Annotated in this window: 28 protein-coding genes and 1 pseudogene; 15 read left to right on the top strand and 14 right to left on the bottom strand. The window is 67.1% G+C overall.

Going from position 1 to position 26023, the window contains the following annotated elements; translation table 11 throughout:
• The 4 genes from ACSFBL_RS13490 to ACSFBL_RS13475 form a co-directional block, all read right to left on the bottom strand.
• Positions 1 to 633, bottom strand: a complete 633-nt coding sequence (locus ACSFBL_RS13490; protein ID WP_435516289.1) for a phosphoribosyltransferase — start codon at positions 631 to 633, stop codon at positions 1 to 3.
• A 23-nt stretch (positions 634 to 656) separates the two neighbouring features.
• A complete protein-coding gene (locus tag ACSFBL_RS13485; protein ID WP_435516288.1) occupies positions 657 to 2771 on the bottom strand; it encodes a TonB-dependent receptor domain-containing protein in 2115 nt (704 codons plus the stop codon).
• A gap of 75 nt (positions 2772 to 2846) precedes the next feature.
• Positions 2847 to 3050, bottom strand: a complete 204-nt coding sequence (locus ACSFBL_RS13480) for a hypothetical protein (protein ID WP_435516287.1) — start codon at positions 3048 to 3050, stop codon at positions 2847 to 2849.
• Positions 3047 to 4231, bottom strand: coding sequence for a PepSY-associated TM helix domain-containing protein (locus ACSFBL_RS13475; protein ID WP_435516286.1), 1185 nt, complete (start codon positions 4229 to 4231; stop codon positions 3047 to 3049). Before ACSFBL_RS13475 ends, ACSFBL_RS13480 begins: the two co-directional genes overlap by 4 nt.
• A gap of 133 nt (positions 4232 to 4364) precedes the next feature.
• Between ACSFBL_RS13475 and ACSFBL_RS13470 the strand changes: the two are divergent.
• From ACSFBL_RS13470 to ACSFBL_RS13420, 11 genes and pseudogenes are all read left to right on the top strand, one after another.
• Positions 4365 to 5042, top strand: a pseudogene (locus ACSFBL_RS13470) (phospholipase D-like domain-containing protein); the annotation flags it as partial.
• A gap of 335 nt (positions 5043 to 5377) precedes the next feature.
• The gene (locus tag ACSFBL_RS13465; protein ID WP_435516285.1) at positions 5378 to 5986 is read left to right on the top strand and encodes a phospholipase D-like domain-containing protein; all 609 of its coding nucleotides are present in this window, start codon (positions 5378 to 5380) and stop codon (positions 5984 to 5986) included.
• A gap of 127 nt (positions 5987 to 6113) precedes the next feature.
• A complete protein-coding gene (gene gnd / locus ACSFBL_RS13460) occupies positions 6114 to 7127 on the top strand; it encodes a phosphogluconate dehydrogenase (NAD(+)-dependent, decarboxylating) (protein ID WP_435516284.1) in 1014 nt (337 codons plus the stop codon).
• Positions 7124 to 9199 (top strand): transketolase, encoded by a 2076-nt coding sequence (tkt, locus tag ACSFBL_RS13455; protein WP_435516283.1) that lies wholly within the window; start codon positions 7124 to 7126, stop codon positions 9197 to 9199. The genes gnd and tkt overlap by 4 nt, the downstream gene beginning before the upstream one ends.
• 11 nt (positions 9200 to 9210) lie before the next feature.
• Positions 9211 to 10866, top strand: coding sequence for a phosphoglucomutase (alpha-D-glucose-1,6-bisphosphate-dependent) (pgm, locus tag ACSFBL_RS13450; protein WP_435516282.1), 1656 nt, complete (start codon positions 9211 to 9213; stop codon positions 10864 to 10866).
• Between the two features lie 98 nt (positions 10867 to 10964).
• A complete protein-coding gene (locus ACSFBL_RS13445; protein ID WP_435516281.1) occupies positions 10965 to 11597 on the top strand; it encodes a response regulator in 633 nt (210 codons plus the stop codon).
• A gap of 136 nt (positions 11598 to 11733) precedes the next feature.
• Positions 11734 to 12057, top strand: a complete 324-nt coding sequence (locus ACSFBL_RS13440) for a hypothetical protein (RefSeq protein ID WP_435516280.1) — start codon at positions 11734 to 11736, stop codon at positions 12055 to 12057.
• 129 nt (positions 12058 to 12186) lie between these two features.
• Entirely contained in the window at positions 12187 to 12348 is a 162-nt protein-coding gene (locus ACSFBL_RS13435) for a hypothetical protein (RefSeq protein ID WP_435516279.1), read from the top strand.
• Positions 12349 to 12365: 17 nt separating this feature from the next.
• Positions 12366 to 12761 carry a hypothetical protein gene (locus ACSFBL_RS13430; RefSeq protein ID WP_435516278.1) on the top strand — a complete coding sequence of 132 codons (396 nt, stop codon included), beginning with the start codon at positions 12366 to 12368 and terminating at the stop codon, positions 12759 to 12761.
• A gap of 151 nt (positions 12762 to 12912) precedes the next feature.
• Entirely contained in the window at positions 12913 to 13677 is a 765-nt protein-coding gene (locus tag ACSFBL_RS13425) for an SDR family NAD(P)-dependent oxidoreductase (protein WP_435516277.1), read from the top strand.
• Between the two features lie 38 nt (positions 13678 to 13715).
• Positions 13716 to 14951, top strand: a complete 1236-nt coding sequence (locus ACSFBL_RS13420) for an acyl-CoA dehydrogenase family protein (RefSeq protein ID WP_435516276.1) — start codon at positions 13716 to 13718, stop codon at positions 14949 to 14951.
• Positions 14952 to 14967: 16 nt separating this feature from the next.
• Here ACSFBL_RS13420 and ACSFBL_RS13415 read toward each other — a convergent pair whose 3' ends face one another.
• The 6 genes from ACSFBL_RS13415 to ACSFBL_RS13390 are packed head-to-tail and all read right to left on the bottom strand — an operon-like array spanning position 14968 to position 20335.
• Complete coding sequence (locus tag ACSFBL_RS13415; protein ID WP_435516275.1) at positions 14968 to 15735, bottom strand: crotonase/enoyl-CoA hydratase family protein; 768 nt, start codon at positions 15733 to 15735, stop codon at positions 14968 to 14970.
• A gap of 43 nt (positions 15736 to 15778) precedes the next feature.
• On the bottom strand, positions 15779 to 16963 hold the full coding sequence (locus ACSFBL_RS13410) for an ABC transporter substrate-binding protein (protein ID WP_435516274.1): 1185 nt from the start codon (positions 16961 to 16963) through the stop codon (positions 15779 to 15781).
• Positions 16964 to 17004: 41 nt separating this feature from the next.
• On the bottom strand, positions 17005 to 17712 hold the full coding sequence (locus ACSFBL_RS13405; protein ID WP_435516273.1) for an ABC transporter ATP-binding protein: 708 nt from the start codon (positions 17710 to 17712) through the stop codon (positions 17005 to 17007).
• Positions 17699 to 18463, bottom strand: coding sequence for an ABC transporter ATP-binding protein (locus ACSFBL_RS13400; protein ID WP_435516272.1), 765 nt, complete (start codon positions 18461 to 18463; stop codon positions 17699 to 17701). The genes ACSFBL_RS13405 and ACSFBL_RS13400 overlap by 14 nt, the downstream gene beginning before the upstream one ends.
• Positions 18456 to 19469, bottom strand: a complete 1014-nt coding sequence (locus tag ACSFBL_RS13395) for a branched-chain amino acid ABC transporter permease (protein WP_435516271.1) — start codon at positions 19467 to 19469, stop codon at positions 18456 to 18458. Before ACSFBL_RS13395 ends, ACSFBL_RS13400 begins: the two co-directional genes overlap by 8 nt.
• Positions 19469 to 20335 (bottom strand): branched-chain amino acid ABC transporter permease, encoded by an 867-nt coding sequence (locus tag ACSFBL_RS13390; protein ID WP_435516270.1) that lies wholly within the window; start codon positions 20333 to 20335, stop codon positions 19469 to 19471. The genes ACSFBL_RS13395 and ACSFBL_RS13390 overlap by 1 nt, the downstream gene beginning before the upstream one ends.
• A 183-nt stretch (positions 20336 to 20518) precedes the next feature.
• Between ACSFBL_RS13390 and ACSFBL_RS13385 the strand changes: the two genes are divergently transcribed.
• Together ACSFBL_RS13385 and ACSFBL_RS13380 are read left to right on the top strand one after the other, a co-directional pair.
• The gene (locus tag ACSFBL_RS13385; RefSeq protein ID WP_435516269.1) at positions 20519 to 20767 is read left to right on the top strand and encodes a DUF3297 family protein; all 249 of its coding nucleotides are present in this window, start codon (positions 20519 to 20521) and stop codon (positions 20765 to 20767) included.
• A gap of 50 nt (positions 20768 to 20817) precedes the next feature.
• The gene (locus ACSFBL_RS13380) at positions 20818 to 21189 is read left to right on the top strand and encodes a hypothetical protein (RefSeq protein ID WP_435516268.1); all 372 of its coding nucleotides are present in this window, start codon (positions 20818 to 20820) and stop codon (positions 21187 to 21189) included.
• A 4-nt stretch (positions 21190 to 21193) separates the two neighbouring features.
• On the opposite strand, the gene ACSFBL_RS13375 is transcribed toward ACSFBL_RS13380, so the two are convergent.
• From ACSFBL_RS13375 to ACSFBL_RS13360, 4 genes are all read right to left on the bottom strand, one after another.
• A complete protein-coding gene (locus ACSFBL_RS13375) occupies positions 21194 to 21847 on the bottom strand; it encodes a hypothetical protein (RefSeq protein ID WP_435516267.1) in 654 nt (217 codons plus the stop codon).
• A gap of 77 nt (positions 21848 to 21924) precedes the next feature.
• Positions 21925 to 22545, bottom strand: a complete 621-nt coding sequence (locus ACSFBL_RS13370; protein WP_435516266.1) for a murein L,D-transpeptidase catalytic domain-containing protein — start codon at positions 22543 to 22545, stop codon at positions 21925 to 21927.
• A 109-nt stretch (positions 22546 to 22654) separates the two neighbouring features.
• Complete coding sequence (locus ACSFBL_RS13365) at positions 22655 to 23503, bottom strand: alpha/beta hydrolase (protein WP_435516265.1); 849 nt, start codon at positions 23501 to 23503, stop codon at positions 22655 to 22657.
• Positions 23504 to 23511: 8 nt separating this feature from the next.
• A complete protein-coding gene (locus tag ACSFBL_RS13360) occupies positions 23512 to 24177 on the bottom strand; it encodes a TetR/AcrR family transcriptional regulator (RefSeq protein ID WP_435516264.1) in 666 nt (221 codons plus the stop codon).
• A 179-nt stretch (positions 24178 to 24356) separates the two neighbouring features.
• Between ACSFBL_RS13360 and ACSFBL_RS13355 the strand changes: the two genes are divergently transcribed.
• Together ACSFBL_RS13355 and ACSFBL_RS13350 are read left to right on the top strand one after the other, a co-directional pair.
• Positions 24357 to 25229 carry a fumarylacetoacetate hydrolase family protein gene (locus tag ACSFBL_RS13355; protein WP_435516263.1) on the top strand — a complete coding sequence of 291 codons (873 nt, stop codon included), beginning with the start codon at positions 24357 to 24359 and terminating at the stop codon, positions 25227 to 25229.
• The gene (locus ACSFBL_RS13350) at positions 25226 to 26023 is read left to right on the top strand and encodes an alpha/beta fold hydrolase (RefSeq protein ID WP_435516262.1); all 798 of its coding nucleotides are present in this window, start codon (positions 25226 to 25228) and stop codon (positions 26021 to 26023) included. Before ACSFBL_RS13355 ends, ACSFBL_RS13350 begins: the two co-directional genes overlap by 4 nt.

The raw sequence follows: 26023 nt of genomic DNA, 5'->3' as shown, positions 1-26023 counted from the left end.
TCAGGACGGTCTGCGCAGCAAGGCGCAGACCTCCTCGTCGCTGGTCTGGCCGAAGTCCTCGTACCAGAGGCCGACCGCGCGGAAATGTTCGGGCGTGTAGACGTAGACGACCTCGTCCGCCAACGCGCCCACGCTCTGCACGGCCTCCCGCGAGGCCACGGGCACGGCCACCACGATGCGCCGAGGTCCTCCCGCTCGCGCCGCCTTGACGGCCGCGCACATGGTGGCGCCGGTGGCGAGGCCGTCATCGATCAGCAGCAGCACGCGGTCGGCAAGCGACAAGGTCGGCCGCTCGCCGCGGTACAGGCGCTCGCGACGCGCCAACTCGACCTGCTCGCGCGCCACCACGGCCTCGACGGCCTTCTCCGAAACCGGCCACGCGTCGAAATGCTCGCCCATGACGCGCACGCCTCCCGAGGCGATCGCGCCCATCGCGAATTCCTCCTGCCCCGGAAAGCCGAGCTTCCGCACGACCAGCACATCGAGCGGCGCACCCAGCGCCTCGGCCACTTCCCAGGCAACCGGGACACCGCCACGCGGCAGTCCGAGCACGAGCACTTCGGGGCGCCCGCGCCAGGCGCCGAGCGCCTTCGCGAGCTTGCGGCCCGCATCGCGTCGATCCTTGAATTCCATCCGCGCTCCTTGAAGCCGGAAATTCAGAAACGATACGCCGCTCCCATGCCCACCGTCCAGTTGCGCCCGGGCGCCGGCTCGAAGTAACGGGCATTGCCTTCGTTGACGATGACCGAGCCGATGTATTGCTTGTCGAACAGGTTGTCGATGCGCGCGAAGGCGTTGAATTCCCATCGCTCCCAGCGCTTCACGTAGCCCGCGAACAGCGCAACCACCCCGTAGCCCGGCACGCTGACGGTGTTGCGGTCGTTCGCCTGGATGCTCCCGAGCGCGCGCAGTTCCGCGCCCGCGCGCCATCCTTCGGGCGGCGCCCAACCATAAGAGGCGAAGAAGGACTGGGGTGCGATCCCCGGGATGCGATTGCCCGCGGGCACGAAACTGCTCGGGTTGCACGGCACCGTCGAGCAGAAGGGGTCGCTGTAACGCGCATTGAGCCACGTGTAGGCAAGCTGCGTGCGCCAGTGGTTGACGGTCTCGTGCTGCCAGGCCAGTTCGAAGCCTTCGCGCTTCGTGCGTCCCGCGTTCTGGAAGGTGGCGCGGCCGCCCACGTTGGTGGCGGTCACGATCTCGTCGTCCGTGCGCGTCTCGAACAGCGCCGCCGTGAGCAGGCCGCCCGCCAGCCGCGCCTTGGCGCCGACTTCCACGCTGTCGTTGGTCGCGGGCTGCAGCGCGAAATTGAGACCTCCTTGCCCGTCGGGACGGTACGAGAGTTCGTTCAGCGTCGGCGTCTCGAAGCCGCGGCCCACGGACGTATAGAGGGCGAGGTCCTGTGTCGCCTGGTAGCGCAACGAGGCGACCGGCAGCGTCTCGCCATAGCTGGCGCTGCCGCTGTCGTTGCGGTTCGCGCCGACGATGTAGTGGTCCGTCGAACGGAAGTCGACATTGCTGCGGCGCACGCCGGCTTCGAGGGTCCATTGCTCCGCAAGCCGCCAGGTGGCCTGCAGGTAGGGATCGAGGTTGTCGACCTTGTTGGTCTCGTTGCGGCGCAACCGGCCCTGCACGCCCAGGATGGGGTTTGCCACCGGGCCGATGAAGTTCTCGTAGCCGGTGCGTTGCTCGCGAAGATCGTCGTAGGCCAGGCCGGCCACGAGTTCGAAGGGGCGGCCCGCCAGTTGCATCTGGGAGATCCAGCGCAGGTCGAGGCCGCCGTAGTCGCGCGACAGGCCGATCACGCCGCCCGCGCTCAACGGATTCACCTGCGCCGATGGCGGAATGGCCTGGTACTGCGTGGTCTTGCGCTCGCCTCCGTAGACCATCAGGCGCAACGCGTTGCTGGCGTCGATGGGACGCTCGTACAGCAGGCCGGCCTGCGACTGGTCCACGGTCTTGCGGGTGTTGAACTGGGTGGCGACCGCGGCGCTGCGCGGATCGAGCGCGTACTGCTCCACCGTGAGACCCAGCGGGTCCTGCGCGCTCAGGTGCACGCCGTTGACGATGAAGGTCAGCCGGCCACCATCCTCCAGGTTGATGCCCAGCTTGCCGTTGACGATGTTGCGCTCCGCCGCGCTGTGATCGCGGTAGCCGTCGGTCTCGAAGTGGCTGCCGCTCAGCAGGTAGTCGACGGCACCGGAGGATCCACCCACCGTCGAGCCGATGCGCGTCGTGCCGAAGCTGCCCGCGGCCAGCGAGAAGCCCAGCTTCGGCGGCCCTTCGCCCGTCTCTGTGAAGGACTGCACCACGCCGCCGGACGAATTGCCGTAGAGCGCGGAGAACGGCCCGCGAAGCACCTCGACGCGGTCGAGCGAGCCGATGTCGATGTTGGAAGTCTGCCCCTGCCCGTCCGGCAAGGTCGCCGGAATGCCGTCGATGTAGATGCGTATGCCGCGCACGCCGAAGGTGGAGCGCGCACCGAAGCCGCGGATCGACAGCTGCAGGTCCTGCGCCATGTTCTGCCGGTTCTGGATCTGCAGCCCGGGCACGGCGCTCAGGCCCTCGGAGAGTTGCGACTGCAGGCGCATGTCGCGGATGTCGGCGCCCTCCACGCGGGTGACCGAACCGGCGACGTCGAACACCGGCTCCGCACCGCGCGGCGTAGTCACCGTGACTTCGCCCAAGGTCGGTACGGTCCCGACATCCTGCGCCTGGGTGGAAGACGATGCTGCGATCAGCAGACAGGCGACGGCGACGGGAGATTTCATGCGGGCGATTCTGCTTGGCGGCGCAGCCTCGCCGTTGAAGGGCAAGACCCTATGGCGCCACAAGCCGCGCCGCCGCTAGGGATGTGGCGAGCGCCTACACCAGCCGTACCAGATGCCGACCGCGACCGGAATGCCGAGCGCGACCCATGCCAGCGCATCGCCGAACCCGCCGTCGCTGAACAGCGCCGAGACGAGGCCGACGATCGTCAGCAGGCCCAGCACGATCGGCCAGCCCCACAGGCGCCAGAAATGACCGTGAGGCTTCGCGTGCCCGCTCATGTCCCCGCCTTCGCTGCCGCATTCGGCTGCGGCAGCGTCGCGGGTTGCTCGTGCGCAGGGCCGTGCTCGCGCGCCGCCGCCGGCACGGTGTTGCCCCGCTTGAGCCACAGGTAGAGGCCGCTGCCCAGCACGATGATGGTGGCGATGTCGAGCAGCGCCCACAGGATCTGCATCGGCATGCCGCCGTAGTCGCCGAAATGCAGCGGTTGCGACACGAGCAGTCCCGTGAGGTACCACGGGAGCCTGGGACTGGCGGTGATCTCGTTGCTCTGCGCATCGACCAGCACCGGTTGCAGCAGGCGCGACGTGAAGGGCTCGTTGCCGCGCAGGAAGATCGTGTTGTGGTGCGGACTCGAGAATGAAGTCCCCGGAAAGGCGATGAACGCCAGCTTCATCCCCGGCGCGCTCTGGAGTGCGACATCCAGCGAACGCTGGACCGAACTGCGCTCCGCCATGGGCACTGTCGGCTGCCCTTGATAGGGCTTGAGCAAGGCGCTGAGCTGGTCGTACTGCCAGTACTTGACGATGAGATCGGCCCAGGTATTGATCATCCCGGTCGCCCCCACCGTGAAGGCCCACACCAGCGTCACGATGCCGAGCAGGTTGTGCAGGTCCAGCCACTTGAGGCGCGGGCGCCGCTCGCGCCGCACCGTGCCGAACTCCAGCTTGCGCATGAAGGGCGAATACAGCACCACGCCGGAGACGATCGCCACCAGCAGCAGCAGGCCCATGAAGCCAAGGAAGAGCTTGCCCGGCAGCCCCGCGAACAGGTCGACATGCAGCTTCAGCACCACATACATGAAGCCTTCGTCCGTCTTCGGATGCGCCAGCACGTCTCCCGTGCGCGCATCGACAGCGACCTGCTTGAAGTTGTCGGTCGGTTCGGGCGTCGGCGTGAGCGTGACGAACCAGACGGCGTCGTCGTCCTCTTCCTGCGACACGAACTGCACGATGCGGTCCGGGTACTGCGCCTTCGCCACCTCGAGCACGCGGTCGAGGCTCACCCGCGGCGTACCCGCCGGCATGCTCGGCGCCTCGACCTCGGTGCCCAGCAGATGGCCGATCTCGTGGTGAAAGATCAGCGGCAGCCCCGTGATGCACAGGAGCAGCATGAACACGGTGCAGACGAGGCTGCTCCACTTGTGGACCCAGGCCCAGGTCTTGATTCGTCGGCTGTTCAAAGCGGCCTCGCGTTTCCGGAGGTCATAGGCATCGGCTGGATTTCTTCATTGCAATTGAAAGCGATTCTCATCTAAATCATGGGCGAACCCGAAGTCCGCGCCGAATCCGGGTGCATTTCATGGGCCGGCTACGATGCGCTGCCCGCGTCGCCGCGCAGGCAAACCCCGCTCCATGCCAAGACCCTCCGCCCTGCCCGCATCCCTGATTCGTTGGGCGGCGATGGCCTTCGTCTGCCTGGTTTCCGCCTGCACCAGCCTGCCGTCTCGCACGGTCACGCCCTACAGCCCGGCCGCTTCGGCATCGCCGGCCACCGAACTGGGCAGGCTCACGGCCGGTTTCTACGAGGAGCGCGGCGGCGTTTCGGGCGCGCGGGTGATGCCGCAGGGCGCCATAGCGCTCGATGCGCGACTCGCGCTGATGCGCCACGCCCAGACCTCGCTCGACCTGCAGTACTACCTGCTGGGCAACGACAAGACCGGCAAGCTGATCCTCCGCGAATTGCGCGACGCGGCCCGGCGCGGCGTTCGCGTGCGATTGCTCCTGGACGACTTCTACACGGCCGGGCTCGACCCCCTGCTCCTCGGCCTGGCCGCCTACCCGAACGTCGAGATCCGCCTGTTCAACCCGTTCGTCAGCGGCAGGGACCAGATGGCCACCCGGTGGGTCAGCTTCGCGGCCGATTTCAGCCGGCTCAATCACCGGATGCACAACAAGCTCTTCGTGGCCGACGGCGCGGTGGCCGTCGTCGGCGGGCGCAACCTCGCGGACGAGTATTTCCTGCGCAGCACGGGCGCCAATTTCATCGACCTGGACATGCTGGCCGCCGGTCCCGTCGTCAACGAACTCGAGACCATCTTCGACAACTACTGGAACAGCGAAGTCGTCTTCCCGCTGCACGACATCGTTGCATCCACGGAGCCGCCCGAAGCGCTGCGGGCGCAATTCGACGCCCGGACCTCCGCATCGGAGGCGCCACCGCCGGATCCCCCACCCGACGCCGACATGTTCGGCGACGTGCCGGTCAGCGCTGCCATCGCACAGGGCAAGCTGGAGCTGATTCCGACGCGCGCCAACGCGGTGGCCGACTCTCCGTCCAAGGCGCTGCGCGTGGACTCCAGGGCCGCCCGCCCACCGTGGCGGAACGCATGCGCGCCCTGCTCGACCTCGCGAAGTCCGACATCAACATCATCACGCCGTACTTCCTGCCGGGGGACGAAGGCATGGACCACATCGCGCGCCTGCGCGCGCGCGGCATCCGGATCACCGTCGCCACGAACTCGCTGGCCGACACCGACGAACCGCTCGTCAACATCAACTACAACCGCTTCCGCGTCGAGATGCTCCAGATGGGCGTCCAGCTCTACGAGGTGAGTTCCGAGCAGATCAAGCGCAGCATCAACCTGCGCAAGGTGTTCCGCCAGTCGCGCGGACGCCTGCATGCCAAGCTCGCGCTCATCGACCGCGAATGGGCGCTCGTCGGTTCGCTGAACTTCGATCCGCGCTCGGCCAACATCAACACCGAACTGGGCGTGCGCTTCGAAAGCTATGAAGTCGCGCACCGGCTGGTCGATGCGTTCCAGATCGACAACGTCGAAAGCGTCTACGAAGTTCGCCTCAAGCCGGAGACCAGCCAGATCCAGTGGGTGACCACCGACGGCGAGAACATCGTCCTCGACGAGGAGCCGGACGCGAATGCACTGGTGCGACTGAAGCTGCTCCTTTTCTCGTGGTTCGTGCCGAGCGACCTGCTCTGAGAGCCGAAGGCGCACTCGACTTTTCCGGTGGGCGGGAAGATGATCCCCGGCCGCGGTCTGCCGTCGCCGGAACTCGACGACAGGCGTACGCTCACACATCAACCCAACAGGACACAGGAGCAACACGATGCAACTCGGCATGATCGGACTCGGACGCATGGGCGCCAACATGACCAGCCGCCTGATGCGTGGAGGCCACCAATGCGTCGTGCATGACAACGCCCCCGCCTCCATCGAGCGCCTGGTCGCTCAGGGCGCCACCGGCGCGGCCACGCTGAAGGATTTCGTCGCCAAGCTCACGCGGCCACGCGCGGTCTGGCTCATGGTGCCCGCCGCGGTCGTGGATTCCGCGCTGGCAACGCTGACCCCGCTGCTCGAACCCGGCGACATCGTCATCGACGGTGGCAACTCCTACTACCGCGACGACATCCGCCGCGCCGGCGAACTGCGTGCCCTGGGCCTGCACTATGTCGACGTGGGGACCAGTGGCGGCATTGCCGGCTTCGATCGCGGCTACTGCCTGATGATCGGCGGCGAAACCGAGACCGTGCAGCACCTCTCGCCGATCTTCGCCACGCTGGCGCCCGGCGCGGGCGACCACCCGCCGACCCCCGGCCGCGCCCCCGGCAGCGGCACCGCCGACCAGGGCTACCTGCACTGCGGACCGCACGGCGCCGGGCACTTCGTCAAGATGGTCCACAACGGCATCGAGTACGGAATCATGGCCGCCTATGCGGAGGGACTGAACATCCTGCGCGGCGCGAACATCGGCAAACGCTCGCATGACGTTGACGCCGAGACGACACCGCTGCGCGACCCCACGGCCTACCAGTACGACATGAACCTGCCCGAGATCACCGAGCTCTGGCGGCGCGGCAGCGTGATCGGCTCCTGGTTGCTCGACCTGACGGCATCCGCGCTGGCCGCCGATCCGGACCTCTCGAACTTCCAGGGCCGCGTTTCCGATTCCGGCGAGGGCCGCTGGACACTGCAGGCTGCGATCGACGAGGGCGTGCCGGCGCCCGTGCTCAGTTCAGCGGTGTACGCCCGCTTCAGCTCGCGCGGCGAAGCCGACTTTTCGAATCGCGTGCTGTCCGCCCTGCGGGCCCAGTTCGGCGGCCATTCGGAGAAGAAATCATGAGCAGCGACGCGCCGGCCCTCGACCTTCTGTGCATCAACACGCTGCGCACCCTGTCCATCGATGCGGTGCAGAAGGCCAACTCCGGCCACCCCGGCACGCCGATGGGCGCGGCACCCGTCGCCTACTGCCTGTGGCAGCGTTTCCTCCGCTACGACCCGAAGGACCCCGATTGGCCGAACCGCGACCGCTTCGTGCTGTCGGCAGGCCACGCCTCGGCGCTGCTCTACAGCCTGCTGCACCTGTGTGGCGTCAAGGGCAAGGGGCCGCACTACGCGACGCAGGACAGCCTCGCGGTGTCGATGGCCGACCTGCAGAGCTTTCGCCAGGAAGGCAGCCGCTGCACCGGCCACCCCGAATACGCATGGACCTCCGGCGTCGAGACCACCACCGGCCCGCTCGGCCAGGGCGTCGCGACCAGCGTCGGCATGGCCATCGCGCAGCGCTGGCTGGCAGCGACCTACAACCGGCCCGACCACGATCTCTTTGACTACAAGGTCTACGCCCTGTGCGGCGACGGCGACATGATGGAGGGCGTCAGCGCCGAAGCCGCATCGCTCGCCGGCCACCTGAAGCTTTCCAACCTGTGCTGGATCTACGACGACAACCAGATCAGCATCGAAGGCTCGACGTCGATCACTTCCGACGAAGACGTGGGCAAGCGCTTCGAAGCGTATGGCTGGAGGGTCCTTCACGTCGCCGATGCGAACGATCTCGACGCGCTCACGCAAAGCCTGCGTGAATTCAACGCCACCCAGGACAGGCCGACGCTCATCGTCGTGCGAAGCCACATCGGCTATGGCGCACCCAACAAGCAGGACACCAAGGAGGCGCACGGGGAACCGCTCGGCGTCGAGGAAGTCCGCCTCGCGAAGAAATTCTTCGGCTTCGATCCCGACGCGCAATTCGCCGTGCCCGACGGCGTGCGCGCTCATTTCGAGGCGCAGTTCGGCCAGCGCGGCGCGAGTGCCCGCGGCGCATGGGATGCGATGCATGCCGCCTACAAGACGCAGTACCCGGAACTGGCAGCGCAGATCGACCGCTTGGAAGGTCGCGAACTGCCCGAAGGCTGGGACAGCGACCTGCCCGTCTTCCCGGCCGACGCCAAGGGCATCGCCACGCGCGAGTCCTCCGGCAAGGTGCTGAACGCCATCGCAAAGAATGTCCCGTGGCTCCTGGGCGGCGCGGCCGACCTTTCGCCATCGACGAAGACGGCACTGGGCTTCGAACAGGCCGGCGAATTCAAGCGCGGCAACTACCAGGGCCGCAACTTCCACTTCGGCATTCGCGAGCACGCGATGTGCGCGATCGCCAGCGGCATGACGCTGTCGAAGCTGCGCGCCTATGCCGCGACCTTCTTCATCTTCACCGACTACTGCCGGGGTTCAGTCCGGCTCGCCGCGATGATGGGCCTCCCCGTCATCTACGTCTGGACCCACGATTCGATCAGCATGGGAGAAGACGGGCCCACGCACCAGCCGGTCGAGCAGCTCGCGTCGTTTCGCGCGATGCCTGGCATGACCCTGCTGCGCCCGGCCGACGCGAACGAAGTCGTCGAAGCGTGGCGCGTCGTGATGCAGATGACGGACCGTCCGGCGAGCCTGGTCCTGTCGCGCCAGGCGCTGCCGACGCTCGACCGCAGCCGCTTCGCGAGCGCGAGCGGTGTCGCCCGCGGCGCCTACGTGCTCGCCGACGCGCCGGACGGCAAGCCCGATGTGCTGCTGCTGGCGAGCGGCAGCGAGGTCGCACTCTGCATCGCCGCCTACGAGCAACTCCAGAGCCAGGGCGTTGCCGCGCGCGTGGTCAGCATGCCGTCATGGGATCTCTTCGAAAGTCAGAGCGAGGCATACCGCGACAGCGTGCTCCCGCCATCGGTGGCCGCACGCGTCTCCGTGGAAGCCGCTTCGCCGCTGGGTTGGGAGCGCTATGTCGGGCGCGCAGGTGCCATCATCGGCATGCGCTCCTTCGGTCTCTCCGCGCCCGGCAAGGTCGCCGAGGCGCATTTCGGCTTCGACGCTGCGCATGTCGTCGCTGCCGCGAAGGAGCAGTTGGCAAGGCATGCGCGCCCAGCCTGAGGTTCACTGCCATGGCCGAACGCATCAGCCCCCTCGCCGGCAAGCCGGCACCGCCCGAGTCGCTCATCGACGTGGACGCGCTCATCGCGGCGTACTACGCGGATGTCCCCGATCCCGGCGTCGCGTCGCAGCGCGTCGCGTTCGGGACTTCGGGCCACCGGGGATCGGCCTTCGAGCGGTCTTTCAACGAATGGCATGTGCTCGCGGTCACGCAGGCCATCTGCGACTACCGCAAGGCGAAGGGCATCGACGGGCCGCTGTTTCTCGGCATCGACACGCACGCGCTGTCGCAGCCGGCGTGCGCCAGCGCGCTCGAGGTGCTGGCGGCGAACGGCGTCGAGGTGATGCTGGCGGCGAATGACGAATACACGCCGACGCCGGCCCTGTCGCACGCGATCCTGACCTACAACCGCGGCCGCCAGGGCGGCCTGGCCGACGGCATCGTCGTCACGCCTTCGCACAACCCGCCGCGCGACGGTGGCTTCAAATACAACCCGCCCAACGGCGGGCCGGCGGGACAGGACATCACCGGCGGCGTCGAGGCCGCTGCCAATCGGTACATCCAGCAGCGGCTCGACGGCGTCAAGCGGATGCCGCATGCGGCTGCGTTGAAGGCCGGCACCACGCACCGCCACGATTTTCTCGGCACCTACGTGGGCGACCTCGGCCATGTGATCGACATGGACGTGATCCGCGGCGCCAAGGTCCGGATGGGCGTCGACCCCCTGGGCGGCGCGGGCGTGCACTACTGGGCAGCCATCGCCGACCGCTACAAGCTGGATCTGACCGTCGTCAGCGATACGGTCGATCCGCGTTTCGGCTTCATGACGCTCGACTGGGACGGGCAGATCCGCATGGACCCCTCGTCCGGCTATGCGATGCAGCGCCTGCTCGACATCAAGGACAGCTTCGACGTCGGCTTTGCCTGCGACACCGACCACGACCGGCACGGCATCGTGACCCCCAGCGCAGGGCTGCTGCCGCCGAACCACTACCTCTCGGTCGTCGTCGACTACCTGTTCCAGCATCGCCCGCAATGGGGCTCGCAGGTCGCCATCGGCAAGACGGTCGTCTCGACGGAACTCATCGACCGCCTCGCCGCCCGGCTCGGCCGGGGTCTGTACGAAGTGCCGGTCGGCTTCAAGTGGTTCGTGGAGGGCCTGCTGGACGCTTCCCTCGGCCTGGTCGGGGAGGAAAGCGCGGGAGCCACCTTCCTCAGGCGCGACGGCACGGTGTGGACCACCGACAAGGACGGCATCACCGCCGCCCTGCTCTCGGCGGAAATCACTGCGCGCACGGGCCGCGACCCGGGCGCGCTCTACGTCGACCTCGCCAACGAGTTCGGCAATCCGGTGGCCAGCCGCATCGATGCGCCCGCGACGCCGCAGCAGAAGCGGCAGCTGTCCGCGCTGTCGCCGCGACAGCTCGGCGCCACCGAACTCGCCGGAGAGAAGATCGAGAGTGTGCTGAGCCACGCGCCCGGCAACGGCGCGGCGATCGGCGGCATCAAGGTGACTTCGCAGGGCGGGTGGTTCGCGGCCCGGCCCTCCGGCACCGAGGACATCTACAAGATCTACGGCGAGAGCTTCCGCGGCGCCGACCATTTGCGCCGCATCCTCGACGAAGCCCAGACGATCGTCGACGCGGCCATCTCTCCTGCACGCTGATTCGCGGCTTGTCCTACGCGCGGTCGGGCCGCTTCCAGACATGCGAAGGGGGCGCCCGGCCTCATGCTCTGTCGAGCCAATAACTCGAGGAGCAAGTGATGATCAAGATCGGAATCGTGGACGACCATGCGATCGTGCGTTCGGGCCTGAAGGACTTCTTTTCCCAACACGTCGACCTGCGCGTCGTCGGCGAGGCGGCCAGCGGACGCGAAGCCATCGACCTCGTGCGATCCAACGAGATCGACGTGCTGGTCATGGACCTTTCCATGCCCGGCCAGAGCGGCATCGACGCGATCGCGATGGTGCGCGCCAAGGCGCCCGACACCGGCATCCTGATCCTGAGCGGCTACCCCGAGGAGCACTACGCGATGAGCCTGATCCGCCAGGGTGCCAGCGGCTACCTCAACAAGGAATGCGACCCGAAGGAAATCGTGGAGGCCATCCGCACGATCTCGCTGGGCCGTCGCTACATCACGCCGGCCGTGGCCGAACTGCTGGCGCGCCAACTCGATCGCAAGAACGACGCCGCGCCCCACGAGCAGCTCTCGGAGCGCGAGTTCCAGGTGTTCCTGAAACTGGCCACCGGTGAAACGGCCGGCACCATCGCGGAACACCTGTCGCTGTCCGTCAAGACCGTCAGCACCTACCGCAGCCGTCTGATGGAAAAGATGAACCTCGCCTCCAACAGCGACCTGACCTATTACGCGCTGAAAAACCAGCTGATCAGTTGATCGCCGACTGCAACGGATCGGCGCAAAATCACTCTCACTCCCATCCGCCGGATGTGGAAGTGAGGGTGAAATGACTGCGCGCCTGAACGTTGGAATCTTGCTGGGGACGTTGCCTCTCTGCCTTCCCTGGAACGCGATGTCACAGCCCACCGCGATCGCCGGCCCGGACCTTTCGGGCGAGCAGCAGGAGGCTGATTACCGGGTCATTGCCGCGCGCTGCGGCACGCCGGCCTTCGAGAAGGGCTTCTACAAGCAATCGAAGGCGGCGGTGGCTGCCGGGCTGGTGGTCAAGCACCGGGATCCGGCCCAGGTCGAGAAGACGGTGACCGCCCTCCGCCGGAATCCGGTCGTGCTGATCGGCACGCAGGCGGATTGCCCGGACCAGGTCGCGCGGCTGAGGGATGTGCAGAAAGAGCGCGCCAAATTGCTCGGAGGCCAGCGCAAGGCGGCCAGAGGGTAGCGACCGGCGGCATCGAGCGCAATGTCAAAAGCTCTACGCCGAAGATTTACAACACCTGCCAATTGGCCGATTCCCACAGGAGCCGCATCCGTACAGACTGGGGCCGTTGAATCGACAGGGAAGCGGATCATGGATTCAGACCTTTACACCCTCAGTGTCCTGGCGGCGGTCCTGGTGGGCGGATGGCTCATCGATCACCTCGGCTGGTGGGGCCGGTCGCACGTCTCCGAGGAGATGCAACGCCAGCTCCAGAAGTCCGCCGATACGATCCGCGGCGCGCCGCTCGACTGATGGAGCCGGTGCGGCCCGTGGCCGCGATGGCGGCCGTGCGCCGGAAGTCGGCGCTGCTGGCCGCCGCCTCGCTCGTGCTCGCGGCGCTCGGCCTGGAGGCGTACGCAGCCGGCTATCCGATGGGCATGTCGCTCCTTGCAGCGGCCACGCTGCAAGCCCTCATCTGCTCGGCGATGTTCCGCAGCCGCCTGCTGATCGCGGTGGTGATCGCTAATTTCCTTCTTTTCCTGGCCCACGCCGTGGTGATCAGCCCCTCCCTGAGCCAACCGCATCCGCCAGCGATCTTCCAGCTGGGCGATTTCTGCTGCGCCGTGCTGGCCGGCGCCTCTCTGGTCTTCACGCCGGTCGAGACCATGGCGCTGGTGGTACGAGACGCCTACCTGAAGCGCCCGCGCCGCCGAAGCGCGCGCTGAAGCACCAAGGCACCGGCAACCGGCCTCTTCGCGATCCGCCGGGCCGCCGGGCGCGCCGCGGCACCAATCCAGTCACGTAGAGGACCGACGTTTTCCGTCCGATCTTCGAAGATCCGCTCTTTGCATTTCTGGCAGATCCAGGAGACATCCAATGAACTTGTTTTCACTGGCCGGCAAGGTGGCCATCATCACGGGTTCCACGCGCGGCATCGGCCGTGCCATTGCCGAACGCATGGCCGAGCACGGGGCCAAGGTCGTCATCTCGTCGCGCAAGCCCGAGGCCTGCGCCGAAGTGCGCGACGACATCAACCGCGCCTACGGCGAGGGCAGCGCGATCTCGATTCCGGCCAACATTTCCTCGAAGCAGGAGCTGCGGCATCTGGTCGAGGAAACCACGCGGCAGCTCGGCAAGGTGGACATCGTGGTCTGCAACGCGGCCTCCAACCCCTACTACGGCCCGCTCGGCGGCATCGAGGACGACCAGTTCCGCAAGATCCTCGAGAACAACGTGATCGCCAACCACTGGCTGATCAACTTCGCGGTGCCGCAGATGATCGAGCGCAAGGAGGGTTCGATCATCATCGTCTCCTCGATCGGCGGCCTGCGCGGTTCGCCCGTCATCGGCGCCTACAACGTGTCGAAGGCCGCGGACTTCCAGCTCGCGCGCAACCTGGCCGTCGAGTACGGTCCGCACAACGTGCGGGTGAACTGCATCGCGCCGGGTCTCATCAAGACGGACTTCGCGCGCGCACTCTGGGAAGATCCCGAGAACCTTAAACATCGAACCGCCAATACGCCTCTGCGCAGAATCGGCGAGCCCGACGAGATCGCCGGCGCCGCCATCTTCCTCGCCTCGCAGGCAGGCGCTTTCATGACAGGCCAAAGTCTCGTCATCGACGGGGGAGTCACCTGTTGACTCGCCCCGATTGACATCCCCCTCTCGAAAGCTCCCCTATGGACTTCACACTTTCCGAAACGCAGCTGCACTGGCGAGACCGCGTCGTGGCCTTCATGAACCAGCATGTCTATCCGGCGGTGCCGGTGTACATGCAGCAGATGAAGGACTTCGGCGAGAACCGCTGGCAGGTCGTTCCCATCGTGGAGGAACTCAAGGCGAAGGCCAAGGCCGAGGGCCTTTGGAACCTCTTCCTGCCGCGCGATTCGGTGCCCGAAGGCAGCCCCTATCGCGGTGCGGGGCTCACCAATCTCGAATACGCGGTGTGCGCCGAAGAGATGGGCAAGGTCGGCTTTGCCTCCGAAGTCTTCAACTGCTCGGCGCCCGATACCGGCAACATGGAAGTGCTGATCCGCTATGGCAGCGATGCGCACAAGGCCCGCTGGCTGCAGCCGCTCCTGGCCGGCGAAATCCGCTCGGCCTTCCTGATGACCGAGCCCGACGTGGCGTCCTCCGACGCGACCAACATCCAGACCGAGATCCGCCGCGACGGCGACCACTACGTCATCAACGGCCGCAAGTGGTGGTCGTCGGGCGTGGGTGATCCGCGCTGCGCGATCGCGATCGTGATGGGCAAGACCGATCCCGACGCACCGCGGCATTCGCAGCAGTCGCAGATCCTCGTGCCGCTGGACACGCCCGGCATCGAGATCGTTCGCATGCTGCCGGTGTTCGGCTTCGACGATGCGCCGCACGGCCATGCCGAGGTGGTGTTCCGCGACGTGCGCGTGCCGGTGTCGAACCTGCTGTTGGGCGAAGGCCGCGGCTTCGAGATCGCGCAGGGACGCCTCGGCCCCGGGCGCATCCACCATTGCATGCGCACCATTGGCAGCGCAGAGGTCGCGCTGGAGAAGATGGTCAAGCGCCTGCAATCGCGCGTGGCCTTTGGCAAGCGGATCTCGGAGCAGTCCGTGTGGGAGCAACGCGTCGCCGAGGCCCGCATCGACATCGAGATGACACGCCTGCTCTGCCTGAAGGCGGCCGACATGATGGATCGGGTGGGCAACAAGGTCGCGCGCCTCGAGATCGCGATGATCAAGGTCGCTGCGCCGCGCATGGCGCTGAAGATCATCGACGATGCCATCCAGGCACACGGTGCGGGCGGCGTGACGACCGACTTCGGCCTCGCCAAGCAGTACGCGAGCATGCGCACGATGCGGCTGGCCGATGGACCGGACGAAGTGCACAACCGCGCGATCGCGCGAATGGAGTACGGCAAGTACCGCGTGGCCTGAGCCTGCGGATTCCCTTCTACTGGCCGTGCCGGCCGGCGCCCGCGACGAAGCGCGCCGCGCCGGCCTCACCTTCCGCAAGCACGATCGGCACACCCTGCGCGCCCTCGCGGCGCAGCGCCAGGTCGAGCGGCAGATCCCACTGTTCGTAGGCCGACCGGCGATCCGCCAGCATGCATTGCTGCGGGAAGGCGGCGAGTTGCCGGGCCAGTTCCTGCGCCGCTGCCAGCGCACCGCCCGGTGGCGTGAGCCGGTTGACCAGACCCATCGCGTGCGCCTCGGGCGCCGGCACCGGCCGCCCCGTCAGGATCAGGTCGAGCGCACGCCCCATCCCGACGATGCGCGGCAGCCGCACGGTCCCGCCGTCGATCAGCGGCACGCCCCAGCGGCGGCAGAACACGCCGAAGGTCGCGTCCTCGTCCGCCACCCGAAGGTCCGCGAGCAAGGCCAACTCCAGTCCGCCCGCCACCGCGTAGCCATTGACCGCGGCGATCAGCGGCTTGGACAGTGCCATGCGCGTCGGCCCCATCGGACCGCTGCCACGGCCTTCAGGATCGAGCTTGTTGCGCTCGGCCGGATTTCCGACCGCGCCCAAGTCGGCGCCACCACAGAAGTGGCCGCCTGCGCCCGTCAGCACGGCGACGCGCAATGCGTCGTCGGCCTCGAAGCGCTCGAACGCGGCAAGCAGCTCGGCGGCGACCACGCCGTTGACGGCGTTGCGCTTGTCCGGCCGGTTCAGGGTGATGGTGCAGACCGCCTGGTCGGCTTCGAACGAAACATGGGACATGGCATGCCTCTCTTCCTTCGCGCGGACCCGGCGCGGCCCACCGTCACTTCGCCAGGTCGCTCAGGTTGACCGGCTTGATCTTGCCACCTTCGACCGTGGCGACCAGCGGGTCGACGATGGTGCCACCGACCGCGTCCACGCCGTTGAAGTTGCCCGCATTCGTTTCCTTCGGCAGCTTGGTCAGCGCCTCGCCAATCTTGGCGCGGATGGCCGCCGCGTCGGTCGTCGTGCCGGCCAGCTTCATCGCGCCGGCCAGCGCGTGCACCAGTGCGTAGTTGTACGAGGACTCGGTGGTCGGGTCCTTGTCCGCGCCGTAGGCCTTGCGATAGGCCGCCGCGAAGGTCTTCGGGCCCACGCGATCGTCGTACGACACCGGCAGCACGCCGATCGATCCTTCAAGCGGCGCCAGGCCGCCCGTGACCTTCGCCATCTCGTCGAGCTTGGCCTGGTCCATGATCAGGAAGCCGCCCTTGAAGCCCAGCTCACGCGCCTGCTTGGCGACCAGCGCCGTCGGCTCCGACGGGCCGCCGACGAACAGCACGTCCGGCTTCTCCGCCAGCACGCGGCTCACGCCGCTGTAGAAGTCGGCCGAGCGGTTGTAGGACATCGGGTTGTTCGATACGACCGTTCCGCCCGCCTTCTCCCACGCCGGTGCGAAGAGCGCGCTCCAGTTCTTCGCGTACTCGTGGTCGCCCGGCAGCATGCCCACCTTCTTGCCGAACTTCTTCATCTCGTAGTTCGTGAAGGGCTCGATGTACGAATTGAAGGTGGGCGGAATGCGGATGGTGAGCTTGTTGCCCGTCTCGGTGATCTTCGGCGTGCTGGAGTACGCCATCACGATGAACTTCTCCTGCTCGTTGAAGGCCTGCATCGCGTAGATACCGCCCGAATGCGGCACGAACACCGCCGGGCTCTGGTACTGCTGCACGAGGCGGCGCGCGTTGATCGCGGCATCGGCCGGCGAGTACTTGTCGTCCAGCGCCACCAGTTCGAGCGTGACCTTCTTGCCGCCGACTTCCAGACCCGCGGCGTTGATCTCCTTGATCGCCATCTCCATTCCGTTCACGACGTTCTTGCCGTAGAGGGCGGCGCCGCCGCTCAGCGGTCCGGTGAAGCCGATCTTGACGGTGTCCTGCGCGAGCACGCTGCCGGCGCCGAACGCACCCAGGAGCGCCACGGCGACGGGCAGCAGGTTCATGCGGCGACGGGAAATTGCGGTTCTTTTCATGAGGAAGTCTCCGGTTGATGGATGGGTGAATGGCTTCGGGTTCAGGCGCCGATGTAGGCGGCGCGCACGGCCTCGTTGTGGAGCAGCGATTCGCGGTCGCCCTCCAGCGTGATGTGGCCGCGCTCGATCACGTAGGCGCGATGGGCGATGGCCAGTGCCGAATAGGCGTTCTGCTCGGCCAGCAGCACGGTCGTGCCGGACTGGTTGATGCGCTGGATGACCTCGAACACCTGCTTGACGATCAGCGGTGCGAGACCAAGCGAGGGCTCGTCGAGCAGCAGCAGTTTGGGCCGGCCCAGCATGGCGCGCCCGATGGCGACCATCTGCTGCTGGCCGCCCGACAGCGAGCCGGCCGGGTGGTCCTGCTTCTTCTCGAGGATCGGGAACAGTTCGAACACCTCGTCGAGCGAACGCTGGATGCCCGCCTTGTCGCGCCGGTGCACATAGGCGCCGAGCGTGAGATTCTTCTTCACCGACATCATCGGGAACAGCTTGCGTCCTTCCGGGCAATGCACGAGGCCCGATGCGACGATCTGCGCCGGGCGCTGGCCGACGAGTTCGCGATCGCCGAAACGGATGCTGCCGGCGCTCGGCTTCTGGATGCCGCTCGCCGCCATGAATATCGACGTCTTGCCGGCGCCGTTGGCACCCAGCAGCACCACCAGCTCGCCGGGCGCCGCATGCAGGCTGACGCCGCTCAGCGCGCGAAAGCTGCCGTAGTGCAGGTCGACCCCTTCAAACCGCAGCATGGTCGGCTCCAAGGTAGGCCTCGATGACGTGCGGATCGCGCCGGATCTCGGCGGGCGTGCCCTCGGCGATCTTGGCGCCGTTGTTCAGCACGACGATCTTGTCGGCGAGTCGCATGATCATGTCCATCTTGTGCTCGATCAGGCACACCGTCTTGCCGTGGGCCACCAACTTGCGGATCAGGGCCGCGAGGCCGACCGTCTCCTCCGGATTCACGCCGCCGGCCGGCTCGTCGAGCAGCAGCAGTTCGGGGTCGGTGGCGAGTGCCAGCGCAAAGGCCACGCGCTTGCGCTCTTCCTGGGTGATGTCGGCCGCAATGCGGTTGGCGATGTGCGAGAGGCCGACGAAGTCGAGTGCCTCGCGGGCCTTCTCGCGGCAGAGGCGCTCTTCTTCCTTGAGCCGGCTGGTGTTCGCGAGCACGTCCCACAGGCCCGACTTCGTGCGCAGACGGTGGCCGACGATCAGGTTGTCGAGCACGGTCGCGTTGTCGAACAGGTGCGTGGTCTGGAAGGTCCGCGCGATGCCCAGCCTGGCTACGTGGTCGGGCCGCATGCCGGTGACGTCCTGCCCCTTGAAGGTGATGCGCCCCGACGTCGGCTTGTGCGTGCCCGCCACCAGGTTGAAGAAGGTGGTCTTTCCGGCACCGTTGGGCCCGATGATGGCGCTGACCTGCCCGCGCTCGAAGCTCGTCGACACGTGGTCGACCGCGGTGAGGCCGAAGAACTGCTTCGTCAGGTCGTTGATCTCAAGCATTGCCCTGTGCCTCCCTCGTGCCGGCGTCGCCGACTTTCGTGTCGGACTGCCGCGCCGCCTTCGCGTCCGCGCGCTGCGCACGCCGCTTGAGCCACGTTCCGACGATGCCGTCGGGCAGGAAGATGATCAGCAGGATCAGCACGGGGCCGAACACGACCATGCGGTAGTCCTGCAGGAACTGCAGGCTCTGCGTGAGCCAGGTCACGAGGAAGGTGCCGACCAGCGGCCCGAGCAGGGTGCCGACGCCGCCGACCAGCACGAACATGATCAGGTCGAAGGTGACCGCTTCGCTCGCCAGGTCCGGCCCGAGAAAGCGGACCTGCCCGGCATACAGCGCACCCGCGAAGCCGGCATACACCACCGACAGCACGAAGGACAGGGTCTTGGTGCGCATCAGGTCGATGCCCAGCGCCTCGGCCAGGTCGTCGCTGTTGCGCACCGCCATGAAGCTTCGGCCGAGCAGCGAATGCACGATGCGCGACATGACCCAGATGCCCAGCGCCAGGAAGGCCAGCACCAGGTAGTACTGCGACATCGGGGTGCCGAACTGAAGGGGCCCGATGCCCGTCGGCGAGGGGATGCCCATGATCCCCACCGGCCCGTGGGTCAGGCTTTCCCACTTCTCGATCAGCAGGAACATGATGTAGCTCACGCACAGCGTGAAGATCGAGAAGTAGTGGCCCTTGAGCCGCAGCGACAGCAGGCCGATGAAGAAGCCGAGCACGCCGGTCACAACGCCGGCCAGCACGAACGCGATCCAGAACGGCACATGGTGATCGACCGTCAGGATGCCAACCGTGTACGCGCCCACCGCCATGAAGGCGCCATGCGCGAGATTGAACTGGCCGGTGTAGCCGGTGATCAGGTTCAGCCCCAGCGCGGCGATGGCCATGATGAAGGCCTGCGTCGCCACCGAGATCAGGTAGTTGTTGTGCGCGAAGAAGGGAAACGCGAGCGCCACGGCGGCGAGCAGCGCCCAGCCGGTCCTGCCTTGAAGCCAGTTCATCAGCGCGCTCCCCTGGCCGTGAAGAGGCCCTGCGGCCGGAAGGACAGGATCACGACCAGCAGCACGAAGGCGATGATGTCCTTGTAGTCCGTCGAGAAATAGAAGCCGCCGAAGCTCTCGGCCATGCCGATGATCAGCCCGCCGACGATCGCCCCCGGAAAGCTGCCCATGCCGCCAAGGATGATGATCACGAAGGCCTTGGTGATGACCAGGTTGCCCATCGCCGGGTAGACGAGGTTGATGGGCGCATAGAGCACGGCGGCGATCGCCGCCAGCGCGCCCGAGATGGCGAAGACCAACAGCGTCACCCGCGTGGCGTCGATGCCCACGAGCGCGGCGCCGTCGCGGTTCTGCGCCATCGCGATGATGGTCGAGCCGAGCACGGTGTGGTTGAGGAACAGGTGCAGCAGCACCATCAGCCCGAACGCGCCGGCGATGATCAGCAGGCGTTGCAGCGGTGCGGTGAGCCCGAAGATCTCGACGACCTGCCCGTAGGGCGTCGGCATGCGGTGGAAGTCCGCACCGAACAAGGCCTGTGCGCTCGCCTCGAGGAACAGCAGGATGCCGATCGCCGCGATCATGTCGTGCAGCTCGGGCGCATTGCGCAATGGATGGAATACCAGCCGCTGCGCGAGCATCGCGATCACCGCGACGATCGCTGCGGCCCCGGCCATGGAAAGCCAGTAGTTCACGCCCAATTTCGCCATCAGGTAGTAACCCGCGAACGCGCCGGTCATGTAGAACGCGCCATGCGCGAAATTGGGCACGTGCAGGATGCCGTAGACCAGTGTGAGGCCCAGGGCCACCAGGCTGTAGACGCCGCCGATGGTGAGGCCATTCAGGAATTGCTGAAAAAAGAGCTCCACGTGTTCCTCGGATTGACTCGGGGGGAACGACGCCGGTGCGGCATCGAGGCGAAACGCCCATTGTGGAAGTGGCGGTGCCTCGGCGGGCTCAAGGTTTCACCTGAGGGCGGGTCACGTTTGAGACACCTGCTCCTACCGGCCGGTAGGTACTTCAAAATGGAGGTCTTGACGAATCCCAATTCCATGACCGAAACCACCCCCAAGCCACCCCTGCCCGACCACCTGTCGGTCGATCCACGAAGCCCGCACCACGTGGCCGCCATCTTCGATCACGACATCGGCATCCGCTTCAACGACAAGGAGCGCGCCGACGTCGAGGAATACTGCATCAGCGAAGGCTGGATCAAGGTGCCCGCCGGCAAGACGCTCGACCGCAAGGGCAAGCCGCTGCTGATCAAGCTCAAGGGGAAGGTCGAGGCGTTCTACCGCTGAGGACGCCCCGACGGCGTCACGTCAACCGCGAATTCCGACTGGAGATACCCATGGCGAACAAACAGGTACTGGTGATCGGCCTGCAGCCGGAACTCGTCGACTTCAGCGCGATGCCGGACATGAACGCGGCAAAGGTCCACGCGGGCCTCGAGGCGGACAAGGTGAAGCTCGCCGGGCTCGGCTACGACGCCAAACTCTGCCTGACCGACCTCGGCAGCACGGCGGAAGCCGTGGTCACCCGAAGGCTCTCCGAGAAGGCGTTCGACTGCGTCGTGATCGGCGCCGGCATCCGAACGCTGCCGGTCCATTTCCTGCTTTTCGAGCAGCTTGTGAACGCGGTGCACCGACACGCACCCGCTGCCCGGCTCTGCTTCAACACCAAACCAAGCGATACGGCGGAAGCCGTCCAGCGCTGGATCTGACGCATCAGGCGGTGTCGCACTGGCCCGGAAAGAGAAATCCGAACAGGGCCCTCACCGCCGGCGTCATGCTGCGGGCGTGCGGTCGCAGCAGCGCTTCGTCCGCGACCAGCACCTTGGCATAGACGGCTTCGTACACGCGCTTGACGACGCCCGGCGCCACCAGTTCCCGGTCGAAGCCGGGCGTGATGCCGACCAGCCGCCACCCCATGCGCTCGAAGGTCGCCTGCATGTGCGGGTAGTGCATCGTGGCCAGACCGTAAGCCATCCCCAAGCCCATGGCGCGGCCCAGCGCCTCTTCGAGAGGTGGGACGATCCTGCTCAGGCGCGCGCCGCGGTGCCTGGGGGAAATCGCGAAGATGCGCCCGTAGAGGACCTCGCTGTCGGCATCCCGCTCGCCCGAGAACACGCCCGCCAACTCATCGCCTTGCTTGATCAGGACCACGATGAAGTCCCGGTCGGGCTCACCCGCCAGGGTCACCTTCTGCAGGTAGAAGTCTTCCCGCAGGTGGCAGCTCGCGTTGCCGACCGCGATGCCCGGATACCAGGCTTCCAGCGCCGGGATCAGGAACGGGATCTGCCGCCGGTCGAGCAGTTCGTAGCGGTAGCCTGCCGGCAATGGGGCGCGCAGGGCGATGTCGGCGGCGGAGGGCCATTGCATGGTGTTCTCCTCGGGTGCGTCGCCGCATTCTGGCCGCGGGACACGCGACCTGGATGTGCGCTTTGGCACATCCAGCGTCAGGAGCCGGCCACCGCGTAGATGAGCGCGCCGCCACGCAACAGCTCGATCACCGTGTCGCGGTCGGCCGACGAGAAGACCATGCACCCGTCGCTCCGGCCCGCCTTGCCGAAGAGCGCGATGAACTCCGGTTCGACGTACCACTGCGCGTGGATGACGATCAGGCGCTTGTAGGCGTTGCTGTTGGCCGGGGACAGCCCGCGCAGCCGCATGGAAAGCCCGTTGCTTTCCGTCGGACTCATGTAGACCTCGTCCGTGCGATACAGCCCGAGGCTGCTCGCGAAGCTGTCGACGACGTCGAGAAAGACTTCGGGGATCCCGTCGTTGTCTTCCGGCTCCGAGCCGATGCCGTGCGCCACCGCGAAGCTGTGGACGATCGTGCCGGTCGAACGTTCGATCACATGGAAGCGTGGCAGTCGCGACGGGACCGAGAAGTCGAGCACTGCCGCATAGGGATGCTCGGAGGGCTGCGCCAGCACATACGCGATGGCCGAGGACAGCAAGGCCGAACGCGTCGGCTGGACCTCGTCGGCCGGCTGGGCGAGCGCCAGCGTCACGCCCAGGGCATTCCACCCCAGGATGACGCCGAGCCCCGTCCGAAGCCACCGTCGCCTGCTCACACAGCAATCTCCTGTGCTCAATCGCCATTTGAAGACGATGCGCAGCCTACCCCCTTCCTCGTCGGCTTTGAATTGCCCTTTGGTGCAGGCAGGGCGGCTGGAAGCGAACTCAGAGACCCAGCAGCTGCAGGGCCCGCCGGTGCGTCGTCGACCCGGGGTTGGCGAGTTCGTGGACCACGTCCATGTGGTTGCGCCCCGCTTCGCTTTCGGACGCGATGACGACGCGCGGGCCCCAGGCTTCGGAGATCAGCGCGGCCTGCCGGTGAAACTCCTCGCTCTCCTCGCCGCCCACCACGGTCACCAGCGATCCGCGCGAGGGCGCGGGCATGGCCGCGGGACTGAGGCGCAGGGCAGACGCAGCAGTCAAGCCGATGTCAGCTGCGAGGAACGGCGCATGCCGAAGCGGCTCCAGCTCGTACAGGCCCGAGATGGCCAGGGTCGACTTCACGAGGTCGGGCGGCAGCTCCGATGCCACGGCCTGCCAGTCGCAGGCCAGGAGCATGGTGGCCAGGTGACCGCCCGCGGAATGGCCCGCGAGGACGATGCGCGCGGGGTCGCCGCCAAAGTCGGCCGCATGCCGCCAGACCCACGCCAGCGCCCGCACGAGCTGCATCACGATGTGCTCGATGCTCACCGCCGGGCACAGCGCGTAGTTGAGGTTCACGACCATCGCGCCCGCATCCACGAGAGGCGGCAGGACAAAGGCGTGATCGAGCTTGTCGAGCGCGCGCCAGTAGCCGCCGTGGATGTAGACGAACACCGGCGCATCGCGGCCCGCCGGAAGAATGTCGAGCCGCTCGCTCGCATCGTCCCCGTAGGCCACGTCGAGCACCCAGCCGGGCCGCGACAGCGCGCGGGTCGACGCATCCGCCCAATGCTGGAGGATGGCCGGATGCTCGGGAATGCGGGCGCGGGCGTTGTACTGGGCGTCGTACCAGGCTGGCGAGGGACGGGGCATGGAACTCCTCAGGGGGTCTTGCGCTTCGGATGGGGCTTCTGTTCGGATTCGCGCAGCGCCGCATCGATCAGGGCGTCGGCCATCCAGAGTGCGGTGCGCTCGACTTCGCGATCGCGCAGGCCCCAGATGTCCTTGAGGATCACATAGGGCTCGATGCCGTAGACGACCGACAGGGCGTGATGCAGCCGGTCGCGAACGGCCGGACGCATCAGCGGCGCGAGCGGCTCGATGGCGTGTTCGAGGATGCGCACGCGATGGCCGCGCCGATAGGGTTCTTCCTCCAGCAGCCCGGCACGCTCCAGGCCCCATTGCTCCAGCGACAGTTGCGCGGCGGCGCGCAGTTGCGCCTCGAATTCCTTGAAGCGCGGAAAGGTCTGCAGGAACAGCTCGTGCACGCGCTCGCGGCCGTTGGGGTTGTCCGAAGCGAGCTTCCGCACCGGGCCGAGCGAGCTGTCGATCACCGCCGTCACCAGCGCGCTGCGGCTGGGAAAGTAGCGGTACGCCGTGGCCCGCGAGACCTTCGACCGCGCGGCGCACTCCGCCACCGACGGGATGTGACCGCTCTCCTGGATGATGGTCATGGCGGTGTCGAGCAGCAAGTGGAAGGTCGCGGCCCTGACGCCACGCTCCGGGGGCGTCGGGGGTTCGCTCAGCTTGTGCTTCAGTCGGGCCATGGGGTTTGTACGGGGCTCGGAAGGGTCCGGAATCTATTGTGAACAGCTGTGGCCGGACCGTATGATGCAGCGATCCCGATTTGAGACGCAAGTCTCAAACCTGAACTCCGAGACTTCCGAGATCCCATGGCGACTGGTGCACACCAGCAAGACCGCGGGACCCCATGGAGACAAAGTCGATGCGTTTGGCCAGCTGGAATTGGGGCGGTCGCGACCACGTGGGCACGATCTCGCCGGACGGGCGTGAAGCCACGCCCCTGGGCGTGCGCGACGCATTGCTCGGCGTTCTCCCCCTCGTCCAGGCGCTGGCCCGCGACGAGCCGCTGCCGCAGCCTTCGGGCACGCGCCTGCCGGTCGAAGTCATCACCCTACGCGCCCCCCTGCCGCGCCCCCTTCGGAGCCTGTTCTGCGTCGGACGCAACTACCGGGCGCATGCGGAGGAACTCGCCGGCTCGGTGTTCCGCGCGGCCATGCCTGAGAGCGACCCCTGGCCCATCGTCTTCGGCAAGCTGGGCGAATGCGTGGTCGGTCCGCACGATGCCGTGCGCCTGCCCTCGCCGGCCGCATCGGTGCAGATCGACTACGAATCCGAACTCGCCGTCGTCATCGGCCGCGGCGGACGCGACATTCCCGCGTCGCGCGCCATGGACCACGTGTTCGGCTACACGATCGTCAACGACGTGACCGCCCGCGACGTGCAGATGCGGCACCAGCAGTGGGACCTGGGCAAGAGCTTCGACACCTTCTGCCCGATGGGCCCGTGGATCGTCACTGCAGACGAACTCGATGGCCGCGCCACGCGCGTGCGCGGATGGGTCAACGGCGCACTGCGGCAGGACGGCCAGACGCGCGACATGATCTTCGACATCCCCACGCTGATCGAGACCTGCTCGCGCGGCATCACGCTGCATCCCGGCGACGTGATTGCGACCGGCACGCCCTCCGGCGTGGGCATGGGACTGAAGCCGCCGCAATGGCTGAAGTCGGGCGACGTGGTGCGCATCGAGATCGACGGCGTGGGCGTCATCGAGAACAGGTTCCAGTCATCATGAGCTTTCAGCTGATCGATCGCATCGCGGTGGAAGAGGAAGGCGAAGGCCCTGCCGTCGTCTGCGTGCATGGCCTGGGCGGCAGCTCCAACAGCTTTACCCCGCTGATGCCCGCCCTGGCGCGGCATCGCGTGATCCGCGTCGACCTGCCGGGCAGCGGGCGCTCGCAGCGCGCGGAAGGCCCGTTGTCGATCGAACGCTACGTCGACACGATGCTGAACATCTGCGACCGGCTCAACGTCCCGCGCGCGCACTGGCTCGGGCATTCGATGGGCACCATCGTCTGCCAGCACATCGCGGCGGCGCATCCGAAGCGCGTGGCGAGCGTCGCGCTCTTCGGGCCGCTCATCGCGCCACCCGATGCGGCCCGCACAGCGATGAAGGCCCGGGCCGGCAAGGCCCGCGAAGGCGCGGCCGGCATGCATGAGATCACCCAGGGCCTGCTCCAGGCCGCGATCTCCCGCGACACGCGCGAGCGCCTTCCGGTCGCGGTGGCCTTCGTGCGCGAGAGCCTGATGCGGCAGGACGGCGACGGCTACGCGCGCAGTTGCGAAGCACTGGCCGGCGCGCAACCCGCGGCGGTCGAGAACATCGAGGCGCCCTTCCTGCTGGTGACGGGTGACGAGGACGGCGTGGCGCCGCCGCAATCCGTGCGCGCCATGGCGGACCGGCTGCACCGCGCCGCCAGCAAACGCGTGGTCGTGCTGCCGCGCTGCGGGCACTGGACGCCGGTCGAGCGTCCGGAAGAATGCCAGCGCGAACTGCGCGACTTTCTCGCAACCCACGCAAGGATCTGA

The organism is Variovorax glacialis, assembly GCF_051216375.1.
Lineage (GTDB): Bacteria > Pseudomonadota > Gammaproteobacteria > Burkholderiales > Burkholderiaceae_C > Variovorax.
The sequence above is the reverse complement of the archived record's forward strand: the minus strand, read 5'-3'. Positions and strand labels throughout refer to the sequence as shown.